Source organism: Actinomadura sp. NEAU-AAG7, assembly GCF_018603865.1.
In the GTDB taxonomy this organism is placed as follows: domain Bacteria; phylum Actinomycetota; class Actinomycetes; order Streptosporangiales; family Streptosporangiaceae; genus Spirillospora; species Spirillospora litoris.
This window is the reverse complement of sequence record NZ_JAHFZY010000001.1, coordinates 1031077-1055583: the sequence shown is the minus strand read 5'-3', so window position 1 is coordinate 1055583 and position 24507 is coordinate 1031077. Positions and strand designations below refer to the sequence as shown.

The window sequence follows — 24507 nt, the reverse complement described above, 5'->3', positions numbered from 1 at the left end:
ACCACGAACCTTCGGGGCACGATGGACGTCACAAGTGATCGGACGCGAAACCCGGCCGCCGGCCGGGCATGAGGCTCGTTCCGTAGAAGATCGTGTCGCGGGTCCCCGCTAGCGCGACCCGCGTTGCTGATGAGGGAGAACGGTGCGAGGTAAGGCCTTGGTGCTTGCCCTGGTCATGGGGCTGGCGGCGGCGTGCGGCGGCAGTGACGGTACGGGCGGCACCACCGCCAAGGGCGGCGAGGAGGGTGCGCCGCGGGTGGCGATCACCCCGGCCAACGGCGACGGCCGCGCGCGTCCGGACGCGGGGATCACCATCACCGCGTCCGGCGGGAAGCTCAGCCAGGTGTCGGTCAAGCTGAAGAGCGCCGACATCCCCGGCACGCTCTCCGCCGACAAGACGAGCTGGCGCTCCACCTGGACGCTCGTCCCCGGCAACCGCTACCAGGTGTCGGCGACGGCGACCTCCCCCAAGGGCAAGGCCACCACCGCGACCAGCGCGTTCCGCACGTCCAAGGCGACCGCCGCGACCACGATCAACAACGTCATCCCGAGCCCGGGAGAGACCGTCGGTACCGGTATGCCGGTCTTCGTCCAGTTCAGCAAGGAAGTCCCGGTCAAGGCCCGTCCCGCCGTCGAGCGCGCCATCGAGATCACCTCGACGACCCCGACCGAGGGCGCCTGGCGGTGGCTGACCGCGGGCGAGTCGTTCAACGGCCTCCCCTCGGTGGTGTTCCGGCCGAAGCAGCCGTGGGCGCCGCGCCAGCGCGTCTCGGTCACCGTCCACTACGCGGGCCTCAAGATCGGCGACAAGGTCTTCGGCGACAAGGACGTGACCCGCTCCTTCCGCATCGGCGACTCCCACACGATCAACGTCAACGCCAAGACGCACAAGCTGGTCGTCAAGAAGAACGGCAGCACGGTCCGCTCGTGGGGCGTGAGCCTCGGCGCGGGCGGCGACCGGCAGGCCGACGGCGTCGACCACCTGCTCACCACCAGCGGCGTCCACCTCACGATGGACCGCAGCCGTCTGGAGCGCATGCGCCCGCCCGGCAAGAAGAAGGGCGACCCCGGCTGGTACGACGAGCAGGTCCCCTGGGCCACCCGCATCTCCAACAGCGGCGAGTACATCCACCAGAACATGGACGACCCGTCCTGCCTCGGAAACCGCAACTGCAGCCACGGCTGCGTCCGCTCCCCCGCCGCCTCCGCGCAGTGGTTCTACAACTGGGCCTACCGCGGCGACATGGTCACCATCACCGGGACCAAGCGCGACCTCCAGTGGACGAACGGCTGGGCCTACTGGCAGCTCCCCTTCACCAAGTGGACCTCGGGCGGCGCCCTCGGCAAGCCGGTGACCACCGGCAAGGCCGCCTGAGCCGGTGGACTCCTGGAGCGGCCGGCGGGTACGGCTGCGCGGAATCGAGCCCGACGACTGGCAGGCGTTCAAGGAGTTCGACGCCCATTCCGCGGATATGCGCAGCGGCGACATGCTGCACCCGCCGCGCTCCGACGAGGGCTACCGCCGGTGGGCCCTGGACGAGGCGACCCGCCCGCCGGACGGCGACGAGTTCCGGCTGGCCATCGCCACCGCGCGGGACGGCGTGCTCGTCGGGACCGTGAACACCGTGGACGCCGACCCGAGGGCGGGGCGCTTCGGCTACGGCGTCGCGATCGGCCACCGGCACCAGCGGCGCGGCTACGCCCGCGAGGCGATCGGGCTGCTGCTCGCCTTCATGTTCGGCGAACGCCGCTACCACAAATGCGAAGTCGGGATCTACGCGTTCAACGAGCCCTCACTGCGGCTGCACCGCTCCCTCGGTTTCACCGAGGAAGGGCGGCTGCGCGACCACGAGTACTTCGCGGGCGCCCATCACGACCTGGTCCTGCTGGGGATCACCGCCGACGAGTTCGCCGAGCGCCGCCCGTTCCCGGCGCTTCCCGATGTCAGCGGTGGCTCAGAACGTTGACCACCCTCCCGCTGGGGTCGCGGACGAAGAAGCGCCGCACCCCCCATTCCTCGTCCTGGAGGGGATGGACGATCTCGGCGCCGCTCGCCCGGACGGCGTCGTAGGCGGCGTCCACGTCCTCCACCTCGACGCTCATGTCGGGGACGACCGGCGCCGTCAGGTCCTCGGTCATGACGCTGATCTGCGCCGGCGGGGTGGAGGGCGAGGCCAGTGTCACGATCCAACCGTGGTTCATGACCTCCTCGAACCCGAGCAGGCCGTAGAACTCCCGGCTCTCCTCCACGGCCTCCGACCGGACGTTGGGCACGACACGGCGAACGGTCATTTCGGAACTCCATCACGGCAGGGACGGCGGTACGCCTGGGCCCAGCTCACGCTATCGCGGGCGAACGACATCGCCCGCGACGCGCTCGGCCGGCGCGGCCTACGCGCGGAGGGCCCCGGTGGTCGCGCGGGCCAGCGTGAGGAGTTCGTCGTGGCGGGCGGACGGCCCGGACGTGAGCCGCCCCGCGATCGCGGCGGTGACCGCCGTCCGGAAGCGGGCGACCAGCTCCACGCCCTGATCGTCGAGTGACACCCGGGTCACCCGGCGGTCGTCCGGATCGGGGCGCCGCCGGACCAGCCCGCGCCGCTCCAGCCGGTCGACCAGCCCGGTGACGTTGGTCTTGTCGCAGTTCAGCCGGTGCGCCAGCTCGCCGTGGGTCAGCTCGCCCGGGTCCACCAGCGTGAGCAGTTGCGCCTGCTGGGGGGTGAGGCCGAGCTCGCGGCTCACCACGCCCCTGATGCCCTCGATCACGCACGCCAGTTCGAGCAGGGCTCCGGCGACCTCCCGATCGCCCGCTGGACGGCTCATGCGCCGAGACTACTTGACAGTCCATGATGTCCACTATTTAGTAGATGATCTCAACAGTCCACGACATCAACTAATTGGAGCATCATGGGGACGCGGACACCCGACCGGGTCGCGGTCGTGACCGGAGGCTCGCGCGGGATCGGCAGGGCGACCGCACTGCGGCTGGCCGCCGACGGGATGGCGGTCGTCGTGAACTACCGGTCCGACGCCGCCGCCGCGAACCAGGTCGCCGCCGACATCGAGGCGGGCGGCGGGCGCGCCGCGGCGACGCGCGCGGACGTCGCCGAACCTGGCGAGCTGCGCGACCTGCTCGACACGGCCGAGCGGCGCTACGGCGGCCTGGACGTGCTGATCCACAACGCGGGCGGCTACGTCGGGGGCCCGCTGGCGGAGGCCACCGACGACGACTACGCGCGGGCGTTCGCGCTGAACGCCCGCGCGACCTTCCACGTGCTGCGCGAGGCCGGGCGCCGGATGCGCGACGGCGGCCGGATCGTGTTCGTCTCGACGGCGGCCACCCTCCTCACCCCGCCGGCGCAGGCCCTCTACTCGGCGGGCAAGGTCGCCGGGGAGCACCTCGTGCGGACGTTCGCCCGCGAGATCGGCACGCGCGGCATCACGGTCAACAGCGTCCTGCCGGGCCCGACCGAGACCGAGGGGTTCGCCGCGTCCGAGGCCCCGGTCGACCTGCTCGTCGCCCAGACCCCGCTCGGCCGCCTCGGGAGGCCCGAGGACATCGCCGAGGTCATCGGCTTCCTCGCCTCGGACGCGGCGCGATGGATCACCGGGAAGAACATCGTCGCCGACGGCGGCCTGTCCTGACGCGCCTGTCCTGACGCGCCTGTCCTGACGCGCCTGTCCTTGCGCGGCCCGTCCTGATGGGTCCCGCCGCTACTCCCCGGGGCGGACGAGCCCGTGGTCGAAGGCGAAGACGACCGCCTGGATCCGGTCGCGCAGCCCGAGTTTGGCGAGGACCCGCTTCACGTGCGTCTTGGTCGTCGCCTCACCGACATGGAGGCGGACGGAGATCTCCGCGTTGCTGAGACCGCGCGCCATCAGCAGCAGCACCTCGTGCTCGCGGCCGGTGAGACGCTCCAGGCGCCGCCGCACCCCGGCGTCCGGCGGGGCGGGGGAGGTGCGCGCGAACTCGGCGAGCAGCCGCCGCGTCACCGAGGGGCCGAGCAGGCCCTCGCCCGAGGCGATGGTCCGCACGCCCTCGACCAGCGTCTCGGGCGGGGTGCGCTTGAGCAGGAAGCCGCAGGCCCCGGCGCGGACGGCGGCGAAGACGTACTCGTCCAGCTCGAAGGTGGTCAGCACCAGCACCCGGGACGCCGGATGCCGGGCGGTGATCTCGGCGGTCGCGGCGACGCCGTCCATGACGGGCATCCGGACGTCCATCAGGACCACGTCCGGCGCGAGCGCGGCGGTGCTCCGGACGGCCCGCACCCCGTCGGACGCCTCCCCGACGACGGTGATGTCGGGCTGGGTCTGGAGCATCATGCGCAGGCCACCGCGCATCAGCTCCTCGTCGTCGGCCAGCAGCACCCGGATCACGCGACGGTCCGCGCGTCGAGGGGGACGCGGGCCTCGACCCGCCAGCCGCCGTCCGGCCGGGGCCCCGCGCGGCACGTCCCGCCGAGCCGGGCGGCGCGCTCGCTCATCCCGGCGAGCCCCCGCCCGGCGGCCGCGGGCGCGCCGGGCGCGGTGGCGCCGTCGTCGGTGACCGTGACGCGCACGCCGTCGCCCGCGCGGGACACCTCGATCCGCACCGCACGGGCGGACGCGTGGCGGACCACGTTGGTGAGCGACTCCTGGACGATGCGGTGCAGCGTCCCGACGACGGGCTCCCCGACCGGGGGCAGGCCGCCGTCCACGACCAGGTCGGCGCGCAGGCCGGGCGGGAGCCCCACGACCAGGCCGCGCAGCGCGGACGCCAGGTCGGGCGGGTCCGGCGGATCGGCGGCGTCCAGCAGCCCGAGGACGCGGTCGAGGTCGCCGAGGGCGGCGCGGCCGGTCTCCTCGATGCTGCCCAGCGAGCGGCGCACGTCCTCATGGGCGTCACCGGAGGCGCCGAGGGACAGCCGGGCCGCGCCCGCGTGGGTGACCATGACCGTGACGGCGTGCCCGACGGCGTCGTGCAGCTCGCGCGCCATCCGGGCGCGCTCGTCGGCGAGCGTGCGCCGCTGGAGCGCCGCGACGCGCTCGGCCTCGTGGGACCGCAGCGCGGTGGCCGCCTCCCAGCGCGAGCGCGCGGCCTCGCCGGCGAGCAGCGCGCCGCCGTGCAGGAGCGCGCCGAGCACGAGGGGCTCGGCGCCCCGCGCGCCGAGGGCGGCGAGCGCCGCCGCGACCGGAGCGGCGGCGAGCCACGCGGCGCGCGGGCGGGGCCGGGTCTGCGCCACCATCGTCAGCGCCAGCGCGGACCCCGCCGACAGGTTCGTCAGCGGCTCCCCGGCGAGCGCCGTCGCCACGGTGGCCGCCGCCGAGGCCCACAGCGCGGTCGCGGGCGCGAAGCGCCGGCCGGCGATCGCGGCGAACCACACCACGGCGGCGGCGCGGGTGACGAGCGGCCCGTCGAGCACGGAGGCGGTGGCGTCGGATTCCCCGATCGCGATGGTCGCCGACACGTAGGCGACGAGCAGGTCCAGGGCGACCCAGCGCCACCGGCGGTCGGCGGCCCGGTCCGGGCCCCACCGTCGAAGGTCCATGGCGGTCAGCGTACGGAACGCCCGTGATCTGGGGAATCACCCCGGCTGAGGACGACCGGTCCCCCTCCGGGGGGACCAACCCCATCCCGCCCGAAGGACGACCGCGCCCCGCCGCCGTTCCTAGCGTCGCGGCATGATCTCCACACAGATCCCTCAGACGCGGGCCCCCGGATCCCTGCCGCGACGGCTCGGCGGCGGCGCGCTGGTCCTCACCGGGGCGCTGCTCGCGCCGCCCGCCGCGATCGCCGCGCTCCTCCTCGCCGCCGCGGCGAACGCGCCCCTCCCCGCCTGCGCGGCGGCCGCCCTGTCCGCCTCCGCCCTGGTCGCCGGTGCCGTCGCCCACCTCGGCGGACGACTCGCCCGTACCCGCCGCCGCGGGCTCCTCGCGCTGCTGGTCGCCGCGGGCATGACCGGCATCGTGGCGGTCGCGGGCCACCTGCTGGTCTTCCGCCCGCTCGGCTTCACGGCCGCCCCGCTCCCCGCCCAGGACACCCGCTACTGGCAGCTGTCCACGGGCTCGCGCATCGCCTACACGCGGACCCCGGCGCACGGCCGGCCCCGGCCGGAGCCGGTCGTCCGGCTGCACGGCGGCCCCGGCACGCCCGGCGCGGGCCCGGACGACCTCGACCGCGCCCTGGCCGCGTCCGGCTTCGACGTCTACACCTACGACCAGCTCGGGTCGGGGCGGTCGCAGCGCCTCGCCGACCCGCGCGGGTACACGGTCGCGCGGCAGGTCGCCGACCTGGAGGCGATACGGCGGCGGATCGGCGCGGGGCGGCTGGTCCTGGCGGGCAGCTCGTGGGGCGCCACGCTCGCCGCCGCCTACCTCGCCGCGCATCCGGGCAACGTGGCCCGCGTCGTGTTCACCTCCCCCGGCGCCCTGTGGGCGCCCGAGTGGGAGAAGTCCGGCGAGGGGGAGATCTGGGACCGGCTCTCCCCGGCCCAGCGCGAGCGGATGGACGACCTGGAGAACCGCCCCCAGCTCGTCGCGTGGTCACTGCTCATGGCCGTGAACCCGCGCTCCGCCCACGCGCTGCTGCCCGACGCGGACCTCGACCCGCTCTTCGACGAGCTGCTGTCGTCCGTCGGGTCCGCCGCGACCTGCCACCCCGGCCGCCCGCTCCACGAGGCCGTGTCGCGGTCGGGCTTCTACTCCAACCAGATGACCTCCGAGGACGCCCTCAAGGCCCCCGACCCGCGTCCCGCGCTGCGCCGCGCCGCCGCCCCGGCGCTGATCCTGCGCGGCCAGTGCGAGTTCAAGCGGTGGGAGATCGCCCGCGAGTACCGGGACGCGATCCCGGGCGCCCGGCTCGTCCAGGTCCCCGGCGCCGGACACGTGATCGACGCCGAGCGTCCCGAGCTCTACCGGGACACCGTCGTCGCCTTCCTCACCGGGCGCCCGCTCCCGCTCCCCCCGTACACGGGCCAGGCCGCCCCGCGCTGACCGGCGCGCTCAGGTCGCGGGGGCGCGGATGGCCTCGAAGACGCTGGACAGGCCGCCGTCACCGTGCCCCATGTCGACCGCCCGCCAGAAGAGGTCCTTCAGGGCGGTCGGGCCCGTCGTGTCGATTCCCGCCTCCTGGCCGGCCTCGACGACATGCCCGGCACCGACCGCCTGCATGCGCAGGGTGTTGTCGGCGCCCGGGGACAGGCCCGAATCGACCTCCTCGGTGATGATGCGCAGGTACCCCATGGGCCCGTCCGCCGCCAGCGCGGAGACGAGCGCGGTGCCGAACGGGCGGAACTGCTCCCCCGACACACCCGCCGACCCCACCAGGGCCAGCGCGTGCATGTAGGCCGTGGTCGTGGACCAGAACAGGTACAGCTGCGCCTGGTAGTAGAGCATCGCCAGGCCCACGTCCGTCCCGACGAAGGTGATGTCCCCCAGGGCGCGCAGGGTTTCGCGGTGCGCGTCCAGGGTCTTCTCCTGGCCGCTGTAGAAGACGTAGGAACCCGGTTTGCCGATTCCCGGGGGCGGCACCATGATCCCCCCGGTGAGCAGTTCCGCCCCGTGTCCGGAGGCCCAATCGCCCGCGCGGCGCAGTTCGTCCGGGCTGCCGGAGCTGAGGTTGGCCAGGACGCGCCCCTTCAGCGCGTGGGTCGAGTCCTTCAGGGAGTCGTACATCGCCGTGTAGTCGGTCTGGCTGATGACGACGAGTTCGGACGCGGCGAGCGCCTCGGCGGGCGTCGCGGCGAGCGTCGCCCCCTTCTCCACCAGCGGGGCGGCCTTGGCCGCCGTCCGGTTCCACACCGTGGTCGGGTGCCCGTGCTCCAGGAACGTGGCGGCCATCGTCGCGCCCATGGGGCCCAGCCCGATGACGGTCACGGGGGTCTTCGGCATCAAGATCTCCTGTGTCTCGTCCGTTCAGTGGGCTTCACCGTGGCCTCCGCCGCTACGGGAACCCTTCGGACCCGCCCGTAGCGGCGGGGTTGTCAGGGATGGTGCATAAGCTGGCGGAATGCGTTTCGGGGTGCTGGGCCCGCTCGCCGTGTGGACCGATGGCCCGGCGGGCGTCGAGGTCCGCGTGCCCGAGGTGAAGGTCCGCCTGCTCCTGGCGATGCTGCTGGCCGACGCCGGGCGTCCCGTGTCCACCGACCGGCTGGTCGACGCACTGTGGGGCGAGCGGCCGCCGCGCAACGCGACCGGCACGCTCCAGGCGCGCGTCTCCCAGCTCCGCAAGGTCCTGGACGGCGCCGAACCCGGGGCGCGGCGGCTGATCGCGGCCCGCCCGCCCGGCTACCTGCTGGACGTCCCGCCGGACGCCGTCGACGCCGGACGGTTCGCGGCGCTGCTCGTCCGGGCCGGGGAGGCCGCCGACCCGTCGGCCAGGGCGCGCCTGCTGGGGGACGCGCTGGCGCTGTGGCGCGGGCCCGCCTTCGAGGGGCTCGACGGGCAGGGCGGGCTCGGCGTCCCGCACGCCGCGACCGCCCTGGAGGAGCGGCGGCTGGTCGCGCTGGAGGAGCATGCCGAGGCCCGCCTTGAGCTGGGCGAGCACGCGGCGCTCGCGGCCGACCTGGCGGCGGAGGTCGCCCGGCACCCGCTGCGCGAACGGCTCCGCGCGGCGCACCTGCGCGCCCTGCACCGCGCCGGACGCCGCAACGAGGCCCTCGCCGGGTATCACGACCTGCGCGAGCGCCTGGCCGAGGAGATGGGCGTCGATCCGGGGCCCGCGCTGGCCTCGCTCTACCGGTCGATGCTGGAGCAGGACCCCTCCGAGGAGGACCCGTCCGGTGAGGAGCGGCCGCGCGTCCCGTCCCGGCTGCCGGTGGCGCTCGGCGAGCTGATCGGACGCGAGGACGCGGTCCGCCGCACCCGCGACCTGCTCGCCGCCGACCCGCTGACCTCGACCCGCCTCGTCACGCTGACCGGACCCGGCGGCGTCGGCAAGACCCGGCTCGCGTTGGAGGCCGCCGCCCGGTCCGCGGGCGACCACCCGGGCGGGGTGTGGTTCGTCGAGTTGGCGGCCGTCCGCGCCGAGACGGCGGAGGACGTCGCCGAGCAGGCGGCGCGCGTGCTCGGCCTGCGCGAGGACGGCGCGGGCGGCCCGGTCGAGCGGCTGGCCGGGGCCCTGCGCGGGCGCCGGGCGCTGCTCGTCCTGGACAACTGCGAGCACCTCGCCGGGCCCGCCGCCGACCTGGCCGCGCGGCTGCTGTCGGACGCGCCGGGCCTGCGCGTCCTCACGACGTCCCGCGAGCCGCTGGGCGTCCCCGGCGAACAACTCCAGATCGTCCCGCCGCTGGCGCTCCCCGCCGGCGGGGATTCGGTCGCGGAGCTGCTGGGGTTCGGGGCGGTCCGGCTGTTCGTCGCGCGGGCGGAGGCGGCGGCGCCCGGCTTCGCGCTGGACGCGGCGTCCGCGCCCTGGGTCGTGTCGATCTGCCGCCGCCTGGACGGTCTGCCGCTCGCACTGGAACTCGCCGCGACCCGCGTCCGCGCGCTCGGCGTGCGGGACCTCGCCGCCGGGCTGGACGACCGGTTCCGCCTGCTCTCGGACGTCCGGCGCGGCGGCCCGGCCCGGCAGCGGACGCTCCGCGCGGTGATCGACTGGAGCTGGGAGCCGCTCACCGAACCGGAACGGGCCGCGCTGCGCCGCCTCGCCGTGCACGCGGGCGGCTGCACGCTCGCGGCGGCCGAGGCGGTCGGCGGCGGATGCGCGGACGTGCTCGCGCGCCTGGTCGACCGCTCCCTCGTCGTCCGCGGGGACGACGGCCGCTACCGGCTGCTTGAGTCCGTCGCCGCCTACGGTCTGGAACGCCTCCGGGAGTCGGGCGAGGAGGAGGAGTTCCGCCGCCGCCACGCCGACCACTACACCGCGTTCGCCGAGCACGCGGCCCTCGAACTGCGCGGACACGGACAGCCGGAATGGCTCGACCGCCTCGACGACGAGGCCGCCAATCTGCGCCTCGCGCTCGACCACGCGGACGGCGGGACCGCGCTCCGTCTCGTGAACGCCCAAGCCTGGTACTGGTTCCTCAGAGGGCGCTCCGCCGAGGCCCGCCGCGCGCTCGCAGCGGCCCTGGCCGCAGCGGGCCCGGCCCCGGCGGCGCGCACGGAAACGGCGGCGGCGCGCACGGAAACGGAGACGTGGCTGGCGGGCTTCACCATGGCGTCCGGCGAGGCCACCGACTCCGAGGAACTCCGCCGAGCCGCCCTCGCGCACCACGGCGACGAGTACGAGCGCGCCAAAGCGGAATGGTTCCTCACCCACGTCCACTGGGCCTATGGGGACCTGGTCGCGAACGAGAAACGCGTCGGGAGCGCGTTGGCCGTGTTCCGCTCGCGCGCCGACCGATGGCACACGGCGGCGGCGCTCGCGATCCACGCCAAGCAGGCGATGGGACGCGGCGACCTGCGCGCGATGGAGCGCGCCGGCGCCGAGAGCCTCGCGATCTTCACCGGCCTCGGGGACAGGTGGGGGCGGCTGGAGGCGACCGACGTCCTGTCCCGGCACGCCGAGATCACCGGCGACCACGCCGAGGCGGCCCGGCTCCGGCGCGCGGAACTGCGGCTCGCGCGGGAGCTGCGGATGTGGCCCGACGTCGCGTTCCGCCTCGCCGCGCTCGGCCGGATCGCCCTGCTGACCGGCGACCTCGCCGAGGCCCACCACCTGCACGAACGGTCGCTGGAACTGGCGAAACGGCACGCCGCCCCGTCCGCCGCCGAGTTCGCCGAGATCGGCCTCGGCCTCGTCGCCCGGCGGCGCGGCGACCTCGACGCCGCCCAGGCGCACCTGCGGGCCCCGCTCGACTGGCTGCGCGGCATCGGCGGGACGGCCGGGATCGCCTTCGCGCACGCCCAACTCGGCTTCGTCGCCGAGGAGCGCGGGGACGCGGCGGCGGCCCGCGACCTGCACACCGAGGGCCTCGCCGCCGCCCGCGCGACCGGCGACCCCCGCGCGATCGCGCTGGCGCTCGAAGGGCTCGCCGGCGCGCGCTCGCTCGCGGGCGAGCACGCGCCCGCCGCGCGGCTCCTCGGCGCCGCCGCCGCGCTCCGCGCCTCGGCCGGAGCGCCCCTTCCGGCGGCCGAACGCGGCGACGTCGACCGGATCAGCGGAAGGATCCGGGCCGCCGTCGGCGTTTCCACATTCGGAACCGAATTCGACCGGGGCCGCCGCGAGCCCCCCGACGCGGCCGTGCCGCACCAGCACATCGAAGGGACGCCATGACCGAGGATCTCGGGTACGGATGGCAGAGCGATCTGCTCGACCTGCCCGCCTACCTGAAGCGGGTCGGATACGACGCCGACCCGAGGCCGGACGCGGCGACGCTGCGCGCCCTGCACCGCGCGCACGTCACCTCCATCCCGTTCGAGAACCTGGAGGCGATCCTCGGGCGGCCGGTGGAACTCGGGGTGGAGGCGCTCCAGGCCAAGCTCGTCGACCGCCGCCGCGGCGGCTACTGCTTCGAGCACACCGAGCTGTTCGCGGCCGTCCTGGAGAAGATCGGTTTCGAGTTCACCGCGCTGGCCGCGCGGGTGACGATGGGCGCGACGAAACTGCGGCCGACCACGCACGCGCTGCTGCGCGTCCAGATCCCCGGGGAGCCCGCGCTGCTCTGCGACGTCGGCTTCGGCTCCGGCCCGCTCGAACCCCTGGAGTTCCCCGCCGAAGGGGTCAACGAGGTCGAACAGGACGGCTGGGGTTTCCGGCTCTTCGAAGGCCCGCGCGCCTGGGAACTGCACCAGCGCGGCGCCGACGGCTGGGTCCAGCGCCACACCTTCACGCTGAACGAGACGTTCCACATCGACTACGAGCTGTTCAACTACTTCATCTCGACGAGCCCGCACTCACCGTTCACGACACGCGCGTTCACGCAGAAGTTCTCCGTCGACTCCCTGCGCGTCCTGGACGGGACGACCCTCACCACCACCCGTCCCGACGGGCACCAGGAGAAGCGGGAACTGCCCCCCGAACAACTCGGCGCCGTTCTCGCCGAAGAATTCGGCATCGTCCTCGACTCGCCGGACATCGAACGCCTCACCGCATCCTGACCCCGTCAGGCACCGCACCTTCCGAACACCCGCCTGAGTCAGGTCAGATCCAGGCGGGTCAGTTCGTTGCGTGAGGCGACCCGCAGTTTCGGATACGCCTTGTAAAGGTGGTAGCCGACCGTCCGGGGGCTGAGGAACAGGCGCGCGCCGATCTCCCGGTTGCTCAGGCCGCCGGCCGCGAGCCGGACGACCTGGAGTTCCTGCGGGGTGAGGCTGCCGACCGCGTCGTCCCGTCGGGTGCCGCCTCCCGCCGGGCTCTCACCGGCGGCGCGCAGTTCGCCGCGGGCACGGTCGGCCCAGGGCGCGGCGCCGAGGCGCTCGAACCCGTCGAGGGCCGCGTGCAGCAGCGTCCGCGCGTCGTTGCGGCGGCGGACCCGGCGGAGCCATTCGCCGTACAGCAGCTCGGTGCGGGCCCGCTCGAACGGCGGCCCGCCCTCGCGGTGCAGGTCGAGGGCGCGGGTGAAGGTCTTGTCGGCGTCCTCGTCCGGCCCGAGGAGCGCGGCGCAGCGCAGCGCGACCGCCTCCGCCCACGGCTCCCGCACCTGCGCGGCCCACTCCCGGTACCAGTCGGCGGCGTCCCGGCCGCGCTCCGGACGCCCCAGCCGGACGGCCGCCTCGACGAGGTCGGGCAGGCTCGCGATGGCGCCGTGCCGGTGCGGCCCGGACACCGCGTCCGACAGCCGTTCGAGCGCCGCCTCGTGCCGCCCGAGCCCGAGGTCGAGCAGGCCGCGCGCCGCCGCCCCGTGCACGCTGCTCGGCGGGACGCCCCGCTCGATGCCCTCCGCCGTCAGCTCCAGGCAGCGCCGCTCGTCGCCCTCGATCGCGGCGAGCAGCCCGAGGACGGTCGAGAGGTACACGCGGACGCGGTGCTGCCCGGTGTCCTCGGCGATCCGCAGTCCCTCGGTCGCGTCGGTGAGCGCGTCGCGGTGCCGTCCGAGGAGGAGCCGCGTCCGGGAGCGGAGCATGAGAGCGGAGGCGAGCAGGCCGATCGCGCCCCCCTCGCGGAACCGCGCCTCCAACTCGTCCGCCGCCGCGTCGGCGCCGGCCAGGTCCCCGAGCATGAGGTGCCACATCGCGACGCGGATCCGCTCGCGCGGGCCGTAGCACAGCCGCATCGCCTCCATCAGCTCGCGCAGCGCCGCCACCCCGTCGGCGGCGCGGTGCCGCAGGGCGCGCGGGTCCTGCCCGGCGAACAGCCTGGCCAGCGCCCGCAGGTGGGCCGCGTTGGGCAGGCCGAGCTCCTCGACGCGCGCGGCCATCTGGTCCACGGCGGCGAAGTCGCCCGCGTTGACGGCCGCGGACGCCGCCTGGAAGAACAGGTAGCCGGCCGTCCGCGCGTCCTGGTCGGCCACCGACGCCGCGGTCTCGGCGAACATCCGGTACGCCTCGCCGGTGCGGTCCTGCCCGTCGGCGAGCGAGGCCCGGATCAGCGTCAGCTCAGCGCGCGCCAGCGGGTCGTCCAGGTCGGACTGCGCGCGCATGGCCAGATCGACCGCGCGCTCGGGCAGCCCGGCGTCGGCCGAGATCCGCGCGGCGACCGCAAGCCGCCGTCCGCGGTGCGCGCGGTCGGGGCTCAGCGCGGCGGCGGCCTCGTACAGGGCGGCCACCGCCTCGCTCCCACCGAAGCCGCGCCCGTTGACGGCGCGCGCGTCGGGGACGCCGACGGCGCCGACGACGCCGCCGCCGTGCCCCGCCTCCGCCGTCTCCTCCAGGACGGCCGCGACGCCCTCGTCCGGCCCCGTCACCGACCGGGCGAGATGCCAGGCGCGGTGGCAGACGTCGCCGCGCTCCAGGTAGACGTCGGCGAGCGCCCGGTGCGCGTCCAGCCGCAGACCCAGCGGCGCGGACTCGTACGCGGCGGACCGGATCAGCGGATGCCGCACCGCCAGCCGCCCCTCCCCGGTGGTCCGCAGCAGCCCCTGCCGCTCGGCGGGCTCCAGGTCCCGCACGGACGCGCCGAACCGCCCCGCCGCGTCCATCACCACGCCCACGTCGCCGAGGTCATCGGACGCGACCATCAGCACCAGCAGCCGCGAGGGCTCGGGCAGCGCGGCGATCCTCCCGGCGTAGGACCGCTGGATCCGCTCGTAGGCCGTCGACCGCTCCCCCTTCGCGCCCGCCTGCATCCCGGGCAGCTCCAGCAGCGCCAGCGGGTTCCCCATCGCCTCGGTCAGGATCTCGCGCCGGAGATGGCCGGGCGGGGCGTCGGCCCGCGCGTCCAGCACCCGCGCCGCCGCGTCCGCGTCCAGCCCGCGCAACCGCAGCTCGGGCAGCCCGGGTGCGGCCACCACGGGACGTCCCGGGGCGTCCGGCGCGTCGGGGTCGCGGGCGGCCAGCAGCAGCGCGATCGGCTCGGCGTCCAGGCGGCGGGCCGCGAACAGCAGCGCCTGTGCGGACGGCTCGTCCAGCCAGTGGGCGTCGTCCACCAGGCAGAGCAGCGGGCGCTCCTCCGCCAGGTCGGACAGCAGCGTCAGCACCGCGAGCCCCACGAGGAACCGGTCGCCCTTCCCCGGCTCGGAGCCGGAGCCGGAGCCGCCGAGGTTGAAGGCGTCGCGCAGGGCATCCGCCTGCGCGTCCGGAAGGTCGCCGATCCGGTCGAGGTACCGGCCGAGGAGCAGGTGGAGGCCCGCGTAGGGCATGCCGCTCTCGTACTCGACGCCGGTGCCGCGCACCACCCGCATGTCCCCGGCGGACGCCGCCGCGCGGTCCAGCAGCGCGGACTTGCCGATCCCGGCCTCGCCCCGCAAGACGAGCACGCCGCTGCGTCCGGAGCGGGCCCGGTCGAGCAACCGGTCGATCTCGGCCGCCTCTGCGTCCCGCCCGTACAGCATGCTCGCCAGCCTACTCAGCGCCCCTCCCCTTCCTCGCCGCCGAATCCGGCCGCCGATCACCCTCCGATGGTTGAAGCGCGCCAGTCGGGTACCGCCACTCACCGAACGCAGTCGAGCCGAGAGAGAGTGTGAACCGTGGCCGAGAACTCCGAGAACGTCGTCGACCTGCTGCTCGCCCAGCACGACGAGATCCGCCGCCTGGCCTCGATCGTGGACGGCAACAGCGGCCAGGTCCGCAAGGACGCCTTCGACCGGCTGCGGCGCCTGCTCGCGGTGCACGAGACCGCCGAGGAGGAGATCGTCCACCCGTTCGCCCGGCGGGCCCTCGACGACGGCGGCGCGGTGATCGACGCGCGGCTGGAGGAGGAGAACGAGGCCAAGGGCGTGCTGTCGGAGCTGGAGAAGCTCGACCCCGACTCGGACGAGTTCACCGCGAAGTTCAGCGCGTTCCACAAGGACCTGGAAGCGCACGCCGCCCGCGAGGAGCGCGAGGAGTTCCCGCGCATGGCGCGGGACGCCTCCCCCGAGCAGCTGCGCGGCATGGCCGCCACGGTCCGGGCCGCCGAGGCGATCGCGCCGACGCATCCGCACCAGGGGGTCGAGTCGCCCGCGGCGAACCTCGTGGTCGGTCCGTTCGCCGCCGTGGCCGACCGCGCCCGCGACGCCATCGCCAAGGCCCGCCACTGAACCCGGAGCACGCCGGAAGGGGAGGACATGCCCGACGAACGCAGAAACGACGAGGACAAACCGCTCGCCGACCGCCGCGCCGAAGCCGGTGCCGCGCCCGAGGACCCGAACGCCGAAGGGGACTTCGCCGAGGAGCACACTCCCGGCCCGACCGACCCGGCGAACGCCGAGGCCGACGCCCCCGGCGGCGAGGACGACGGCTACTCCCCGCAGACCGAGGTCCCTTAGCCCACCGCGCGCGGCGGCTACTCGCCGTCGTCGTCGCGATCGGCGCCGACCGTCACCCCGGCGATGTCGGGAAGCTCGCCCAGCACCGCCGTGAGCTCCGGCACCGATCCCGCGCCTTCCAGGACGAGCGTCACCACCGCGTTTCCGGGCCGCCGCGCGGACGGCTCGCGCCGATCCCGCCGCTCGTCGCGGCCGCGGTCCGAATCGTCCGGGAGGTACTCGCGTTCGACGTTGAGCGCGGACACCACGAACCCCCGCCGGGTGCATTCCATGAGCGCCCGCCGCAGCGCGCCGCGTCCGTCCCGGTAGACGAGGCGGAGCCGCGCCGTCTCGGCGGGACGGAACCGGTCGAGCGGCAGCATCCTGCTCAGCCGGCTCAACCCGTACACGACCAGGAAGTGCCCGGCGGTGACCGCGACCGCGAGCACGGGCAGCCCGCCGCCCGCCGCCATCCCGACCGCCGCCGTCACCCACACCACGGCCGCCGTCGTCAGCCCCCGCACCGCGTCCCGCCGGACGAAGATCAACCCACCGCCGATGAACCCGATCCCGGACACGATCTGCGCCGCCACCCGGGACGGGTCGAACGACACGTGCTCGCCCGGCACGTCATCGAAGCCGTACTTGCTGACCAGCATGAACAGCGCGGCGCCGACCCCGACGAGCGTATGCGTCCGCAGGCCCGCGCTCTTGTTGCGCAGCCCGCGCTCCAACCCGATCGCGGCCGACAGCACGAGGGCCAGCAGCAACTCCCCGATCTGCGCGAACCCCTGCCCCGGCGCCAACTCCAACACCCGGCCCCCTTCCTCCCCACCTGCCCGAGCGCAGGCCGCCGCCGGTGCCCGGAACGGCCACGACCCCTCACCGCCGACCACACCACGTCCAGCGGACGGCTCTCCGACCGCCGCACACCGCTCCGTCCCGGTTCGCACCGTTCCGACCGGCCTACCCGATCACCACCGCCCCATTCGCCCACCGCGCCACACTCCACTGCCCTCTCCGCCACCACACGCGGGCGTTACATCGCCCGGCGTCGGGGAAGGCGTCGCCCATGGACCACTCGGAAGCCCCCGTCCTGGACGCGCTCGCCGCCTACCACCGGGAAGGGCAGGTGCCGTTCACCCCGCCCGGCCACAAGCAGGCCCGGGGCGCGGACCCGCGCGTCCGGGAGGTGCTGGGCGACGGGGTGTTCCTGTCCGACGTCCTCGCCATCTCCGGTCTGGACGACCGGATGTCCACCCACAAGGTCCTGGAGCGGGCCCAGGAACTGATGGCCGACGCGGTCCACGCCGACCACACCTTCTTCTCCACGTGCGGGAGCTCGCTCTCGGTGAAGAGCGCCATGCTGTCGGTCGCGGGTCCGGGCGAGAAACTGCTGGTCGGACGGGACGCGCACAAGTCCGTGGTGTCCGGCCTGATCCTGTCCGGCGTCCGCCCGGTGTGGGTGGAGCCGCTGTGGGACGCCGACCGCCACCTCGCGCACCCGCCGTCCGCCGCCGCGTTCGCGGCCGCCCTCGACGAGCATCCCGACGCGCGCGGCGCCCTGGTCACCAGCCCGACCCCCTACGGGACGTGCGCCGATCTCCTCGCCATCGCCGAGGAGTGCCACCGGCGCGGCAGACCGCTGATCGTGGACGAGGCGTGGGGCGCCCACCTGCCCTTCCACCCCGGCCTCCCGTCCTGGGCCATGGACGCGGGCGCCGACGTGTGCGTGACGAGCGTCCACAAGATGGGCGCCGGGCTGGAACAGGGCTCGGTGTTCCACCAGCAGGGCTCGCTCGTCGACCCGGCGGTCCTGAAGTCGCGCGAGGACCTGCTCGGGACGACCAGCCCGTCCGTCCTGATCTACGCGGGCCTGGACGGGTGGCGCCGCCAGATGGTCGAGCACGGCCGCGACCTGCTCCAGAACACGCTGGACCTCGCCGCGTCCGTCCGCGCCGCGCTGGGCGCGATCCCCGGTTTCGACGTCCAGGGCCCCGCCGAGTTCACCGGCCTCGGCCTCGCCCACGACCTCGACCCGCTCCCCGTCGTGATCGACATCGCCTCGCTCGGCACCACCGGCTATCGCGCCGCCGACTGGCTCCGCGAGCACCACCGCGTCAACCTGCACCTCGCCGACCACCGCCGGATCAGCGCCCAGCTCACGTTCGCCGACGACGAGAGCACCACGGAACCGCTGCTCGCCGCCCTGCGCGACCTCCACGACAAGGTCGACGCACTCCAGGGCGTCCCGCAGGTCGAGGTGCCCTCGCCCGACGAACTGCGCCTGGACCTGGACGTCCTCCCCCGCGACGCGTTCTTCGGCGAAGCCGAGCAGGTCCCCGCCGAGGAGGCCGTGGGCCGCGTCGCCGCCGAGATGATCACGCCGTATCCGCCGGGGATCCCGGCCGTGCTGCCCGGGGAGCGGATCACCAAGCCCGTCCTGCGGTACCTGCGCAGCGGGGTCGCCGCCGGAATGATGCTGCCGGACGCCGTGGACCCCGAACTCGACAGCGTCCGCGTGCTCATCGAAAGCTGATGTAGTCCTCAAGCCGCGCGACCGCGAAGCCCTGCCGCCGGATCCGTTTCAGCATCTCGGCGAACATCTTCGTCATCGACTCGCCCCTGAGCTGCTTCGGTCCCCGGAAATGCGCAAGTAGCACATCACCGTTATGCAGTTTCTTGTTCGGGTCGTCGTACTGCATGTCATGGATCTGCATGGACGCCGTCCAGAGCACGATCCCCTGGATCCCGCACTCGCGCGCGGCCTCCTGCGTCGCCGAACCCCACATCCCGAACGGCGGACGGAACAGCTTCGGCGCCGTCCCGTACTCCCTGGTCAGGGACTTCTGGGCGCCGCAGATCTCCCGCCGCTGCCCCTCCGGCCCGAGATGGGGCATCACCGGATGGGTCAGCGTGTGGTTCTGGACATGGTTCCCGAGCGCCTGGAGCGGCTTGAAGTACCCGTAGTCGTCCCGCACGTTGCCGTCGGTGAGGAACATCGAGACGGGCACCCGCAGATCCCTCAGCATCTCGACGAACTTCGGATCCTTCTCCTGCCCGTCATCGATCGTGACGAACACGACCCGGTCCTTCGTCGGCACAGTGGAGAAGACCTTCACGGGCCCTTTTCCGCCGAGCTTGAGCGGCTTATCTTCCGGCGGGACGGGCGCCGGACGCAACGCGTCGAGCCCCCATTTCCCCCAGTCAGGCCGCGCGGCCCCGCCCCCACCGCCCGCCCTGCCACCCGAAGGCTCCTCGGCGACCGGCTTCCGACACCCGCCCAGCAACAGAACAAGCGCGACCACGCCCGCCACCACCCGGACCCACACCCCGATGGCCTCCCCACAGACCCGCCCGAATGCCCCAGAACCTACCCGGCCCCCAGCAGCCCCCGACCCCCGCCCCACCCAACCCGCCGATTTTCGACAAAGGGCATGGTCGCTAGTAGATGGGCGGCCTTCGCTGATTGATCCGGTCCCTGAGCAGCCGGTCGATCTGCATGCCCGCCTGGGCCGCGTTTCCGCAGGGGAACAGGTAGCCGTGCCTGCCCCGTTGCGCCTCGTAGTAGCCCCACGTCCCGCCGGGCGTCGCGAGGACGGTGACGACGAGCCCGATGTCCTCGGCGCCCGAGATCCACAGCAGCGGCATGGGCATCGGATGCACGTCCGAGCGGTAGAACTTCACGAACCGCCACTCGCCCGGCAGCAGAGCGGCGACGAGCAGGTCCAAGTGCTGCGTCGTCGTCTCCTTGCCGAGCCTCGTCCGCCATTTCAGGACGTACCGCTCCGCTCGGTCGCCGAGACCGCGCATTTCACCCACGTGATCTTCCCTCTCTCCAGCAATGGTCGAATTCCCCAGGCGATCGCGAGTCGCGACACCAGCAGCAGGCCGCGCCCGTTCGTGTCGCCGCAGTCGGCGTGCCGGACGAAGGGGCGCCCTTCTCCTCCGTCCCACACCTCGATCACGACCGCGCCGGCCTCCTCGTCTTGGATCACCCGCACGACGATCGGCCCGTCCCCATGCATCCAGGCGTTCGCCACCAGTTCGGTCACCACCAGCCGCGCCGTGTAGTCGTCCGAAATTCCCCACTCACGAAGCCGCGCCGACACGAACGCCCGCGCGAACCCGGGCGCACGATCGGTCGATTCCAGTACAAGCGTCGGAATCTCCGGCATAAGCACCGCTGGTCCCATGGAGCACAACCTCCCGGACGTGGCTGGTTCGGCTGACATGAGCCAAGCGGATGAGCGACACTCTGTGTGACAAGGCCGGTTCATCTGTGTAATCACGCCAGCCAGGGTCGGGGTGTACTCGCGATTACTTGCTGGGTGGCGCAGACTGGTTGCGAGAGGACAGGACCATGGGTCGAAAGGCACACCGGAACCCCCAGGCCATCAGCCCCACACTTATCGCGTTCGGCAACCAGGTGCGCTTCTACCGGGAGCGGACCGGCCTCAGCCAAGATCGGCTAGGAGAGCGCTTCCCCGTCAGCGGCTCCTACATCGGCCAGATCGAAACCGGCAAGACCCGCTGCACCAAGGACTTCGCCGAGCAACTCGACAAGGAGGTGGGCGCGCAGGGGTGCATCACCCGCCTCTGGGAAGACCTCGTTCAGAACGCCGCCTACCCCACCTGGTTCGACTGGCCTGGCATTGAGCAGGCGGCCGGGATGCTCCAGGCGTTCGAACTCTCCGTCATCCACGGGCTCTTGCAGACCCCGGATTACGCGACTTCGCTGCTGGGGAATGAGTCGGCGGTAGCGGCTCGTCTCGGTCGCCAGAGTATCCTGACGAGAGAAGACCCGCCGCCCCCGGTCCTCTCCGTTCTGATGGACGAAGGAATCCTGTACCGCGAGGTAGGGAGCCCAGAGATCATGCAGGGACAGCTAGAACACTTGATCCAGGTCGCCTCCAAGCGCCTCGCGATCCAATTCGTTCCGGCTCGGGTGCATGACGGCTTGTCAGGTTCGTTCATCCTCGCGACCATGGAAGATCGCAGCGAGGTGGCTTACGTGGAGACGGCCTTGCGTGGGATGACGATGGCCGGAGTCGCGGACGTGGCAAAACTTTCGGAGTCGCTACTCTCCCTCCGGGCCAGCGCCTATTCGGTCCGGGAATCTACAGACCTAATTCGTGCAACGATTAAGGAGAAGTGGTCGTGAAAGAAGTCGTTTGGCGCAAGAGCAGCCGCAGCACCAACAACGGCGGGGCATGCGTGGAGGTGGCCAGCGCACCTACTCACATTGCCGTCCGGGACAGCAAAGACCCCCAGGGGCCCCACCTGATCCTCAGGCGAGCGGACTTCCGGGAGCTTGCGGACGCGATCAAGAACCTCTAGCGAGGAGAAGTCGGGTGGAACTCAGGGACCTGGCCTGGCGTAAGGCCAGTCGCAGCACCAACAACGGCGGCGACTGCGTTGAGGTGGCGGGTGCGCCTAGCGGTGTTGCCGTTCGGGACAGTAAGGATCCTGGCGGGCCTCGGCTTCTTCTGAGTCGTGATGGGTTTCGGCGGTTGGCCGAGGTCGTCAGAGGGGCGTCAGGCGTCTAGGACGGCGCGGATGTGCGCCAGGATCGGGGCGCACAGGCCGGGGAGGGCGGCGTGTTCGCCCATGGCCACCTTTCCGGTGACCAGGGACGCCACGCCGCCTACCAGCATTCGGCCGGCCAGGTGCGGGTCGGGGTGGGTGCGGAAGCGCTCGTCCTCCAGGAGCAGGCCCGCGATGGTCTCGGCGAAACGGTGCTGGGCGCCGTAGCGTAGCGCCGCGACGCTCGGGCCCGCCGCGTAGACCTCCAGGAGGAAGGTGCGGGCGGTCGCGGCGTCCAGGGAGAGTTCTCCGAGGTAGGCGACCAGGGCGCGCTCGAAGCGCTGCATCAGTGGCGCGTCGCCCGTGACCAGGGCCTCGTGGACGAGGACGCCGATGCGGTCGGCGGCCATCTGGTAGGCCGAGATGAAGCACGCGTGCTTGTCGGCGAAGTGCTCGTAGAACGTCTCGCGGGACACGTGCGCGCGTTTCAGGACGTCGGCGACGGATGTCCGCGCGTAGCCCTTCTCGCCGACGGCGTCGGTCATGCCGTGGAGCAGGCGCGTCCGCTGGGACGCGCAGACCTGTTCGCGGGTGAGGTGGTGACGCCCGCGCGGCAGGGAGCCGCGGCCCTGGGAGTCCATGTGCCAAAGCTACCAACCGGGACGTCCCACGAGAACAATTCCAACATCACGAACATTTTTGTTCGCAGGTGTTACGGTTCTGTCTGCATGATCGGGGGCGGACGCCTCCTGCCCGGAAACGGGGAGGGGCGGCCGAGCGATCATGGCCCGGCGCAGCCGGCTCGTGGTGACCGTTCCGACCAGGCAGTGCGCCACGGGGGCCGATCTGTTCTGGATGGCGCGCCCGCCGCGCGAGTGCTGACCCCGTCGCCGGGCCGATTACCGGAGCACCCGCCGTCCGCCGCAACCTCGCGGCGGCGGCCGGGGTTGTTCCCCGCATGACCGCTCCCCCCACGCCGCCCGTCCGCCGGGCGGGGATGCTGGCCGTGCTGCTGACCGGGCAGTTCATGGTCAACGTCGATGTGTCCATCGTGAACGTCGCCGCGCCCTCGATCCAGGAGGGGCTGCGGCCGTCCGCCGGGGCGCTCGAACTGGTGATCTCCGGCTACACGCTCGCCTACGCCATGCTGCTGATCACCGGGGCGCGGCTCGGTGAGGCGCGGGGGCATCGGCGGATGTTCCTGCTCGGGCTCGCGGCGTTCGTCGTCGCGTCGCTCGCCTGCGGGCTCGCCCCGGTCACCGGTGCGCTGGTGGCCGCGCGGCTCGCGCAGGGGGTGGCGGGCGCGTTGATGATCCCGCAGGTGCTGTCGGGGATCCAGCTCCACTTCACCGGACGCGCCAGGGCTCGGGCGCAGGGGCTGCTGGCCGTCGCGCTGTCGGGCGGAGCGGTCGCGGGGCAGGTGCTCGGCGGCGTGCTGGTGTCCGCCGACCTGTTCGGGCTCGGCTGGCGGCCGATCTTCCTGGTGAACGTGCCGGTGGGGATCGTCCTGCTGGCGGCGGGTGTGCGGCTGCTGCCCCGGGATCCCGGTGGCGGTCGCACCCGGCTCGACCTCGGCGGGGTCGCGCTGCTGTCGGGGGCGGTGCTGTTCGCGGTCGTTCCCCTGCTGTTCGGACGCGAGGCCGGGTGGCCGCCGTGGACGTGGGTCTCGCTCGCCGCGTCCGGGCCGGTGCTGGTGGCGTTCGTCCGGCGGCAGCGGCGGGTCGCGGCGCGGGGCGGGGCCCCGCTGCTCAACCTGTCCGTGCTGGCCAGGCCCGTCGTCGCGTGGACGCTCGGGGCGCTCGGCGCGGCGACCGGCACCTACTACGCGATGCTGTTCGTGCTCGCCCTCTACGTCCAGGACGGGCTGGGCCGCAGCGCCCTGTTCTCGGGGCTCGTGCTGGTGTCGTGGGTCGCGGCGTTCGGGGTCGCGGGGCCGTTGCTGCCGCGCATGCCCGCCCGCGTCGTCGCGCTGGGGCCGATCGCCGGGTATCTGGTCCTCGCCGCCGCGTACTTCACCATCGGGCTCACGCACGCGGACGGTGCCGCGCTGGTCGTGCTGCTCGGGTTCGGCGGGTTCGGGCTCGGCCTCGGTTTCGCGCCGCAGCTCGGACGGCTGACCTCCGGCGTCCCGGCCCGGCTCGCGCCCGATCTCAGCGGCCTGATCAACACGAACTTCCAGCTCGCGGGGTCGGCGGGGCTCGCGGTCTTCGGGACGCTCTACCTCGGTGTGTCCGGTCCCCGGCACGCGTTCACCGTGGTGATGACCGCCTTCGGTATCACCGCGCTCGCCGCGTGCGGGGCCGCGCTCCTCGGCGGACGCGCCGCCCGCGCGGACGATCAGGGCAGCAGCCCGGCCCGCCGCGCCGCCGTCACCGCCTCCAGCCTGGAGTGACTGTCGAGCTTGCGCATCGCCGAGCGCAGGTAGCTCTTCACGGTCTCGGGGAGCAGGCCGAGGCGTTCGGCGGCCTCGGCGTTGGTGCAGCCGACCGCCACATAGGACAGGACGTCCAGTTCGCGGGGGGAGAGCGTCGCCCGCACCGCGGTGTCCTGGCCGTCCAGCCCGGCGGCGGCCAGGCGCAGCGTCGCCGCGCGCAGCCGGTCGCGGGTCGGCCCGTCCTGTACCTGTTCGGCGAGGGCGCGCAGCTCGGCGTGGACGGCCCTCACCTCCTCCCAGCGGGCGGCCCCCCGGTCGATGCCGGGTGCGCGGCGGGCACGGGCCAGCGTCTCGCCCGCCCGGTCCCGGACGGCGAGGTCCTGCTCCAGGTCGCGGGCCACCTCCATCGCCGCGCCCACGACACGGTCGGCGAGCGACAGCGGTTCGCGCAGCGCCCCGTACAGCACGCCCCGGACCCTGCGGCGCACCACCACCGGGACCGCGACGATCGACAGCAGCCCCTCGCGTCCGACCGGCGCGTCGTAGTCGTGGCTGATGGACGCGGCGCACGGGTAGTTGCTCACCCACGCGGGGCGGCCCAGCGCCATCGCCTTGCCGCCGAGCCCGCTGCCCTCCCGCACCACCAGCCCGTCGAGGGAGTCGGTCGTGTTGCCGACGAGCTCGGAGATGCGCAGGCTGCCGCGTCCGCTGAGCGCGCCGCCGAACACGACGGGCAGCCCGGTGGTCCGGTGCAGGGTCAGCACCGCCGACCTGACCGCACCGGCGTCGTCGCTCTTCGCGGCGCCCCTCGGCATCGGCGTGTCCATGCACCGAAGCATGCCCCGGACGATGCCGGTCACGGAAGGTCAT

At 73.6% G+C, this 24507-nt stretch carries 25 protein-coding genes; 13 read left to right on the top strand and 12 right to left on the bottom strand.

From position 1 onward, the window contains the following. The first annotated feature begins 160 nt into the window (after window positions 1-160). The gene (locus tag KLI87_RS04965; protein WP_308165916.1) at window positions 161-1375 is read left to right on the top strand and encodes an Ig-like domain-containing protein; all 1215 of its coding nucleotides are present in this window, start codon (window positions 161-163) and stop codon (window positions 1373-1375) included. A 4-nt stretch (window positions 1376-1379) separates the two neighbouring features. Then, window positions 1380-1967: a GNAT family N-acetyltransferase gene (locus KLI87_RS04960; protein ID WP_214615987.1), complete on the top strand. Its 588-nt coding sequence runs from the start codon at window positions 1380-1382 to the stop codon at window positions 1965-1967. Here the strand turns inward: KLI87_RS04960 and KLI87_RS04955 are convergent. Continuing rightward, window positions 1945-2292 carry a VOC family protein gene (locus KLI87_RS04955; protein ID WP_156214634.1) on the bottom strand — a complete coding sequence of 116 codons (348 nt, stop codon included), beginning with the start codon at window positions 2290-2292 and terminating at the stop codon, window positions 1945-1947. The two genes, KLI87_RS04960 and KLI87_RS04955, sit on opposite strands and share 23 nt — an antisense overlap. Window positions 2293-2391: 99 nt before the next feature. Beyond that, complete coding sequence (locus KLI87_RS04950) at window positions 2392-2820, bottom strand: MarR family winged helix-turn-helix transcriptional regulator (RefSeq protein WP_156214635.1); 429 nt, start codon at window positions 2818-2820, stop codon at window positions 2392-2394. 84 nt (window positions 2821-2904) lie between these two features. Here KLI87_RS04950 and KLI87_RS04945 point away from each other — a divergent pair, with 84 nt between their 5' ends. Then, complete coding sequence (locus tag KLI87_RS04945) at window positions 2905-3642, top strand: SDR family oxidoreductase (protein WP_214615986.1); 738 nt, start codon at window positions 2905-2907, stop codon at window positions 3640-3642. A 69-nt stretch (window positions 3643-3711) separates the two neighbouring features. Here KLI87_RS04945 and KLI87_RS04940 read toward each other — a convergent pair whose 3' ends face one another. Beyond that, window positions 3712-4374, bottom strand: a complete 663-nt coding sequence (locus KLI87_RS04940; protein ID WP_214615985.1) for a response regulator transcription factor — start codon at window positions 4372-4374, stop codon at window positions 3712-3714. After that, a complete protein-coding gene (locus tag KLI87_RS04935) occupies window positions 4371-5525 on the bottom strand; it encodes a sensor histidine kinase (RefSeq protein WP_214615984.1) in 1155 nt (384 codons plus the stop codon). Before KLI87_RS04935 ends, KLI87_RS04940 begins: the two co-directional genes overlap by 4 nt. Window positions 5526-5658: 133 nt before the next feature. On the opposite strand from KLI87_RS04935, the gene KLI87_RS04930 reads away from it, so the two are divergent. After that, window positions 5659-6969 (top strand): alpha/beta fold hydrolase, encoded by a 1311-nt coding sequence (locus KLI87_RS04930; RefSeq protein WP_214615983.1) that lies wholly within the window; start codon window positions 5659-5661, stop codon window positions 6967-6969. 9 nt (window positions 6970-6978) lie between these two features. Here KLI87_RS04930 and KLI87_RS04925 read toward each other — a convergent pair whose 3' ends face one another. Further along, window positions 6979-7866 (bottom strand): NAD(P)-dependent oxidoreductase, encoded by an 888-nt coding sequence (locus KLI87_RS04925; protein WP_214615982.1) that lies wholly within the window; start codon window positions 7864-7866, stop codon window positions 6979-6981. 118 nt (window positions 7867-7984) lie between these two features. On the opposite strand from KLI87_RS04925, the gene KLI87_RS04920 reads away from it, so the two are divergent. Both KLI87_RS04920 and KLI87_RS04915 read left to right on the top strand, forming a co-directional pair. Further along, window positions 7985-11188 (top strand): BTAD domain-containing putative transcriptional regulator, encoded by a 3204-nt coding sequence (locus KLI87_RS04920; protein ID WP_214615981.1) that lies wholly within the window; start codon window positions 7985-7987, stop codon window positions 11186-11188. Beyond that, window positions 11185-12012 (top strand): arylamine N-acetyltransferase, encoded by an 828-nt coding sequence (locus tag KLI87_RS04915; RefSeq protein WP_214615980.1) that lies wholly within the window; start codon window positions 11185-11187, stop codon window positions 12010-12012. The genes KLI87_RS04920 and KLI87_RS04915 overlap by 4 nt, the downstream gene beginning before the upstream one ends. Before the next feature lie 38 nt (window positions 12013-12050). Here KLI87_RS04915 and KLI87_RS40885 read toward each other — a convergent pair whose 3' ends face one another. Further along, entirely contained in the window at window positions 12051-14843 is a 2793-nt protein-coding gene (locus KLI87_RS40885) for a helix-turn-helix transcriptional regulator (RefSeq protein WP_214615979.1), read from the bottom strand. A gap of 135 nt (window positions 14844-14978) precedes the next feature. Between KLI87_RS40885 and KLI87_RS04905 the strand changes: the two genes are divergently transcribed. Then, window positions 14979-15530 carry a hemerythrin domain-containing protein gene (locus KLI87_RS04905; protein ID WP_214615978.1) on the top strand — a complete coding sequence of 184 codons (552 nt, stop codon included), beginning with the start codon at window positions 14979-14981 and terminating at the stop codon, window positions 15528-15530. A gap of 27 nt (window positions 15531-15557) precedes the next feature. Continuing rightward, on the top strand, window positions 15558-15758 hold the full coding sequence (locus KLI87_RS04900; protein WP_214615977.1) for a hypothetical protein: 201 nt from the start codon (window positions 15558-15560) through the stop codon (window positions 15756-15758). 17 nt (window positions 15759-15775) lie between these two features. On the opposite strand, the gene KLI87_RS04895 is transcribed toward KLI87_RS04900, so the two are convergent. Then, complete coding sequence (locus KLI87_RS04895) at window positions 15776-16552, bottom strand: MgtC/SapB family protein (RefSeq protein ID WP_214615976.1); 777 nt, start codon at window positions 16550-16552, stop codon at window positions 15776-15778. A gap of 257 nt (window positions 16553-16809) precedes the next feature. Here KLI87_RS04895 and KLI87_RS40880 point away from each other — a divergent pair, with 257 nt between their 5' ends. After that, window positions 16810-18276 (top strand): aminotransferase class I/II-fold pyridoxal phosphate-dependent enzyme, encoded by a 1467-nt coding sequence (locus KLI87_RS40880; protein ID WP_214615975.1) that lies wholly within the window; start codon window positions 16810-16812, stop codon window positions 18274-18276. On the opposite strand, the gene KLI87_RS04885 is transcribed toward KLI87_RS40880, so the two are convergent. The 3 genes from KLI87_RS04885 to KLI87_RS04875 all read right to left on the bottom strand — a co-directional run bounded on the left by KLI87_RS04885 (window position 18263) and on the right by KLI87_RS04875 (window position 19933). Further along, window positions 18263-19054, bottom strand: coding sequence for a polysaccharide deacetylase family protein (locus KLI87_RS04885; protein ID WP_308165847.1), 792 nt, complete (start codon window positions 19052-19054; stop codon window positions 18263-18265). The genes KLI87_RS40880 and KLI87_RS04885 overlap by 14 nt on opposite strands. Window positions 19055-19181: 127 nt before the next feature. Beyond that, a complete protein-coding gene (locus KLI87_RS04880) occupies window positions 19182-19550 on the bottom strand; it encodes a hypothetical protein (protein WP_173390631.1) in 369 nt (122 codons plus the stop codon). Further along, complete coding sequence (locus KLI87_RS04875) at window positions 19511-19933, bottom strand: ATP-binding protein (protein WP_214615974.1); 423 nt, start codon at window positions 19931-19933, stop codon at window positions 19511-19513. The genes KLI87_RS04880 and KLI87_RS04875 overlap by 40 nt, the downstream gene beginning before the upstream one ends. A 167-nt stretch (window positions 19934-20100) precedes the next feature. Between KLI87_RS04875 and KLI87_RS04870 the strand changes: the two genes are divergently transcribed. Genes KLI87_RS04870 through KLI87_RS04860 form a run of 3 tightly spaced genes read left to right on the top strand, consistent with a single transcriptional unit; the run spans window position 20101 to window position 21286 of the window. Beyond that, window positions 20101-20901, top strand: a complete 801-nt coding sequence (locus KLI87_RS04870; RefSeq protein WP_214615973.1) for a helix-turn-helix transcriptional regulator — start codon at window positions 20101-20103, stop codon at window positions 20899-20901. Next, window positions 20892-21077, top strand: coding sequence for a DUF397 domain-containing protein (locus tag KLI87_RS04865; protein ID WP_214615972.1), 186 nt, complete (start codon window positions 20892-20894; stop codon window positions 21075-21077). Before KLI87_RS04870 ends, KLI87_RS04865 begins: the two co-directional genes overlap by 10 nt. Window positions 21078-21091: 14 nt before the next feature. After that, window positions 21092-21286, top strand: a complete 195-nt coding sequence (locus KLI87_RS04860) for a DUF397 domain-containing protein (RefSeq protein WP_214615971.1) — start codon at window positions 21092-21094, stop codon at window positions 21284-21286. On the opposite strand, the gene KLI87_RS04855 is transcribed toward KLI87_RS04860, so the two are convergent. Continuing rightward, window positions 21275-21904 carry a TetR/AcrR family transcriptional regulator gene (locus tag KLI87_RS04855; RefSeq protein WP_156214649.1) on the bottom strand — a complete coding sequence of 210 codons (630 nt, stop codon included), beginning with the start codon at window positions 21902-21904 and terminating at the stop codon, window positions 21275-21277. The genes KLI87_RS04860 and KLI87_RS04855 overlap by 12 nt on opposite strands. A gap of 317 nt (window positions 21905-22221) precedes the next feature. Here KLI87_RS04855 and KLI87_RS04850 point away from each other — a divergent pair, with 317 nt between their 5' ends. Continuing rightward, window positions 22222-23655 (top strand): MFS transporter, encoded by a 1434-nt coding sequence (locus KLI87_RS04850; RefSeq protein ID WP_214615970.1) that lies wholly within the window; start codon window positions 22222-22224, stop codon window positions 23653-23655. On the opposite strand, the gene KLI87_RS04845 is transcribed toward KLI87_RS04850, so the two are convergent. Continuing rightward, window positions 23601-24464, bottom strand: coding sequence for a helix-turn-helix transcriptional regulator (locus KLI87_RS04845; RefSeq protein WP_250903481.1), 864 nt, complete (start codon window positions 24462-24464; stop codon window positions 23601-23603). The two genes, KLI87_RS04850 and KLI87_RS04845, sit on opposite strands and share 55 nt — an antisense overlap. Window positions 24465-24507 lie beyond the last annotated feature (43 nt).

Excerpts from the sequence above, each read along its gene's own strand:
- KLI87_RS04855 (WP_156214649.1), bottom strand. The coding sequence starts at position 21,904 with ATGGACTCCCAGGGCCGCGGCTCCCTGCCGCGCGGGCGTCACCACCTC.
- KLI87_RS04845 (WP_250903481.1), bottom strand. The coding sequence starts at position 24,464 with ATGGACACGCCGATGCCGAGGGGCGCCGCGAAGAGCGACGACGCCGGT.
- KLI87_RS04875 (WP_214615974.1), bottom strand. The coding sequence starts at position 19,933 with ATGGGACCAGCGGTGCTTATGCCGGAGATTCCGACGCTTGTACTGGAA.
- KLI87_RS04955 (WP_156214634.1), bottom strand. The coding sequence starts at position 2,292 with ATGACCGTTCGCCGTGTCGTGCCCAACGTCCGGTCGGAGGCCGTGGAG.
- KLI87_RS04925 (WP_214615982.1), bottom strand. The coding sequence starts at position 7,866 with ATGCCGAAGACCCCCGTGACCGTCATCGGGCTGGGCCCCATGGGCGCG.
- KLI87_RS04880 (WP_173390631.1), bottom strand. The coding sequence starts at position 19,550 with ATGCGCGGTCTCGGCGACCGAGCGGAGCGGTACGTCCTGAAATGGCGG.
- KLI87_RS04930 (WP_214615983.1), top strand. The coding sequence starts at position 5,659 with ATGATCTCCACACAGATCCCTCAGACGCGGGCCCCCGGATCCCTGCCG.
- KLI87_RS04870 (WP_214615973.1), top strand. The coding sequence starts at position 20,101 with ATGGGTCGAAAGGCACACCGGAACCCCCAGGCCATCAGCCCCACACTT.
- KLI87_RS04950 (WP_156214635.1), bottom strand. The coding sequence starts at position 2,820 with ATGAGCCGTCCAGCGGGCGATCGGGAGGTCGCCGGAGCCCTGCTCGAA.
- KLI87_RS04915 (WP_214615980.1), top strand. The coding sequence starts at position 11,185 with ATGACCGAGGATCTCGGGTACGGATGGCAGAGCGATCTGCTCGACCTG.
- KLI87_RS04935 (WP_214615984.1), bottom strand. The coding sequence starts at position 5,525 with ATGGACCTTCGACGGTGGGGCCCGGACCGGGCCGCCGACCGCCGGTGG.
- KLI87_RS04900 (WP_214615977.1), top strand. The coding sequence starts at position 15,558 with ATGCCCGACGAACGCAGAAACGACGAGGACAAACCGCTCGCCGACCGC.
- KLI87_RS40885 (WP_214615979.1), bottom strand. The coding sequence starts at position 14,843 with ATGCTGTACGGGCGGGACGCAGAGGCGGCCGAGATCGACCGGTTGCTC.
- KLI87_RS04850 (WP_214615970.1), top strand. The coding sequence starts at position 22,222 with ATGACCGCTCCCCCCACGCCGCCCGTCCGCCGGGCGGGGATGCTGGCC.
- KLI87_RS40880 (WP_214615975.1), top strand. The coding sequence starts at position 16,810 with ATGGACCACTCGGAAGCCCCCGTCCTGGACGCGCTCGCCGCCTACCAC.
- KLI87_RS04945 (WP_214615986.1), top strand. The coding sequence starts at position 2,905 with ATGGGGACGCGGACACCCGACCGGGTCGCGGTCGTGACCGGAGGCTCG.
- KLI87_RS04920 (WP_214615981.1), top strand. The coding sequence starts at position 7,985 with ATGCGTTTCGGGGTGCTGGGCCCGCTCGCCGTGTGGACCGATGGCCCG.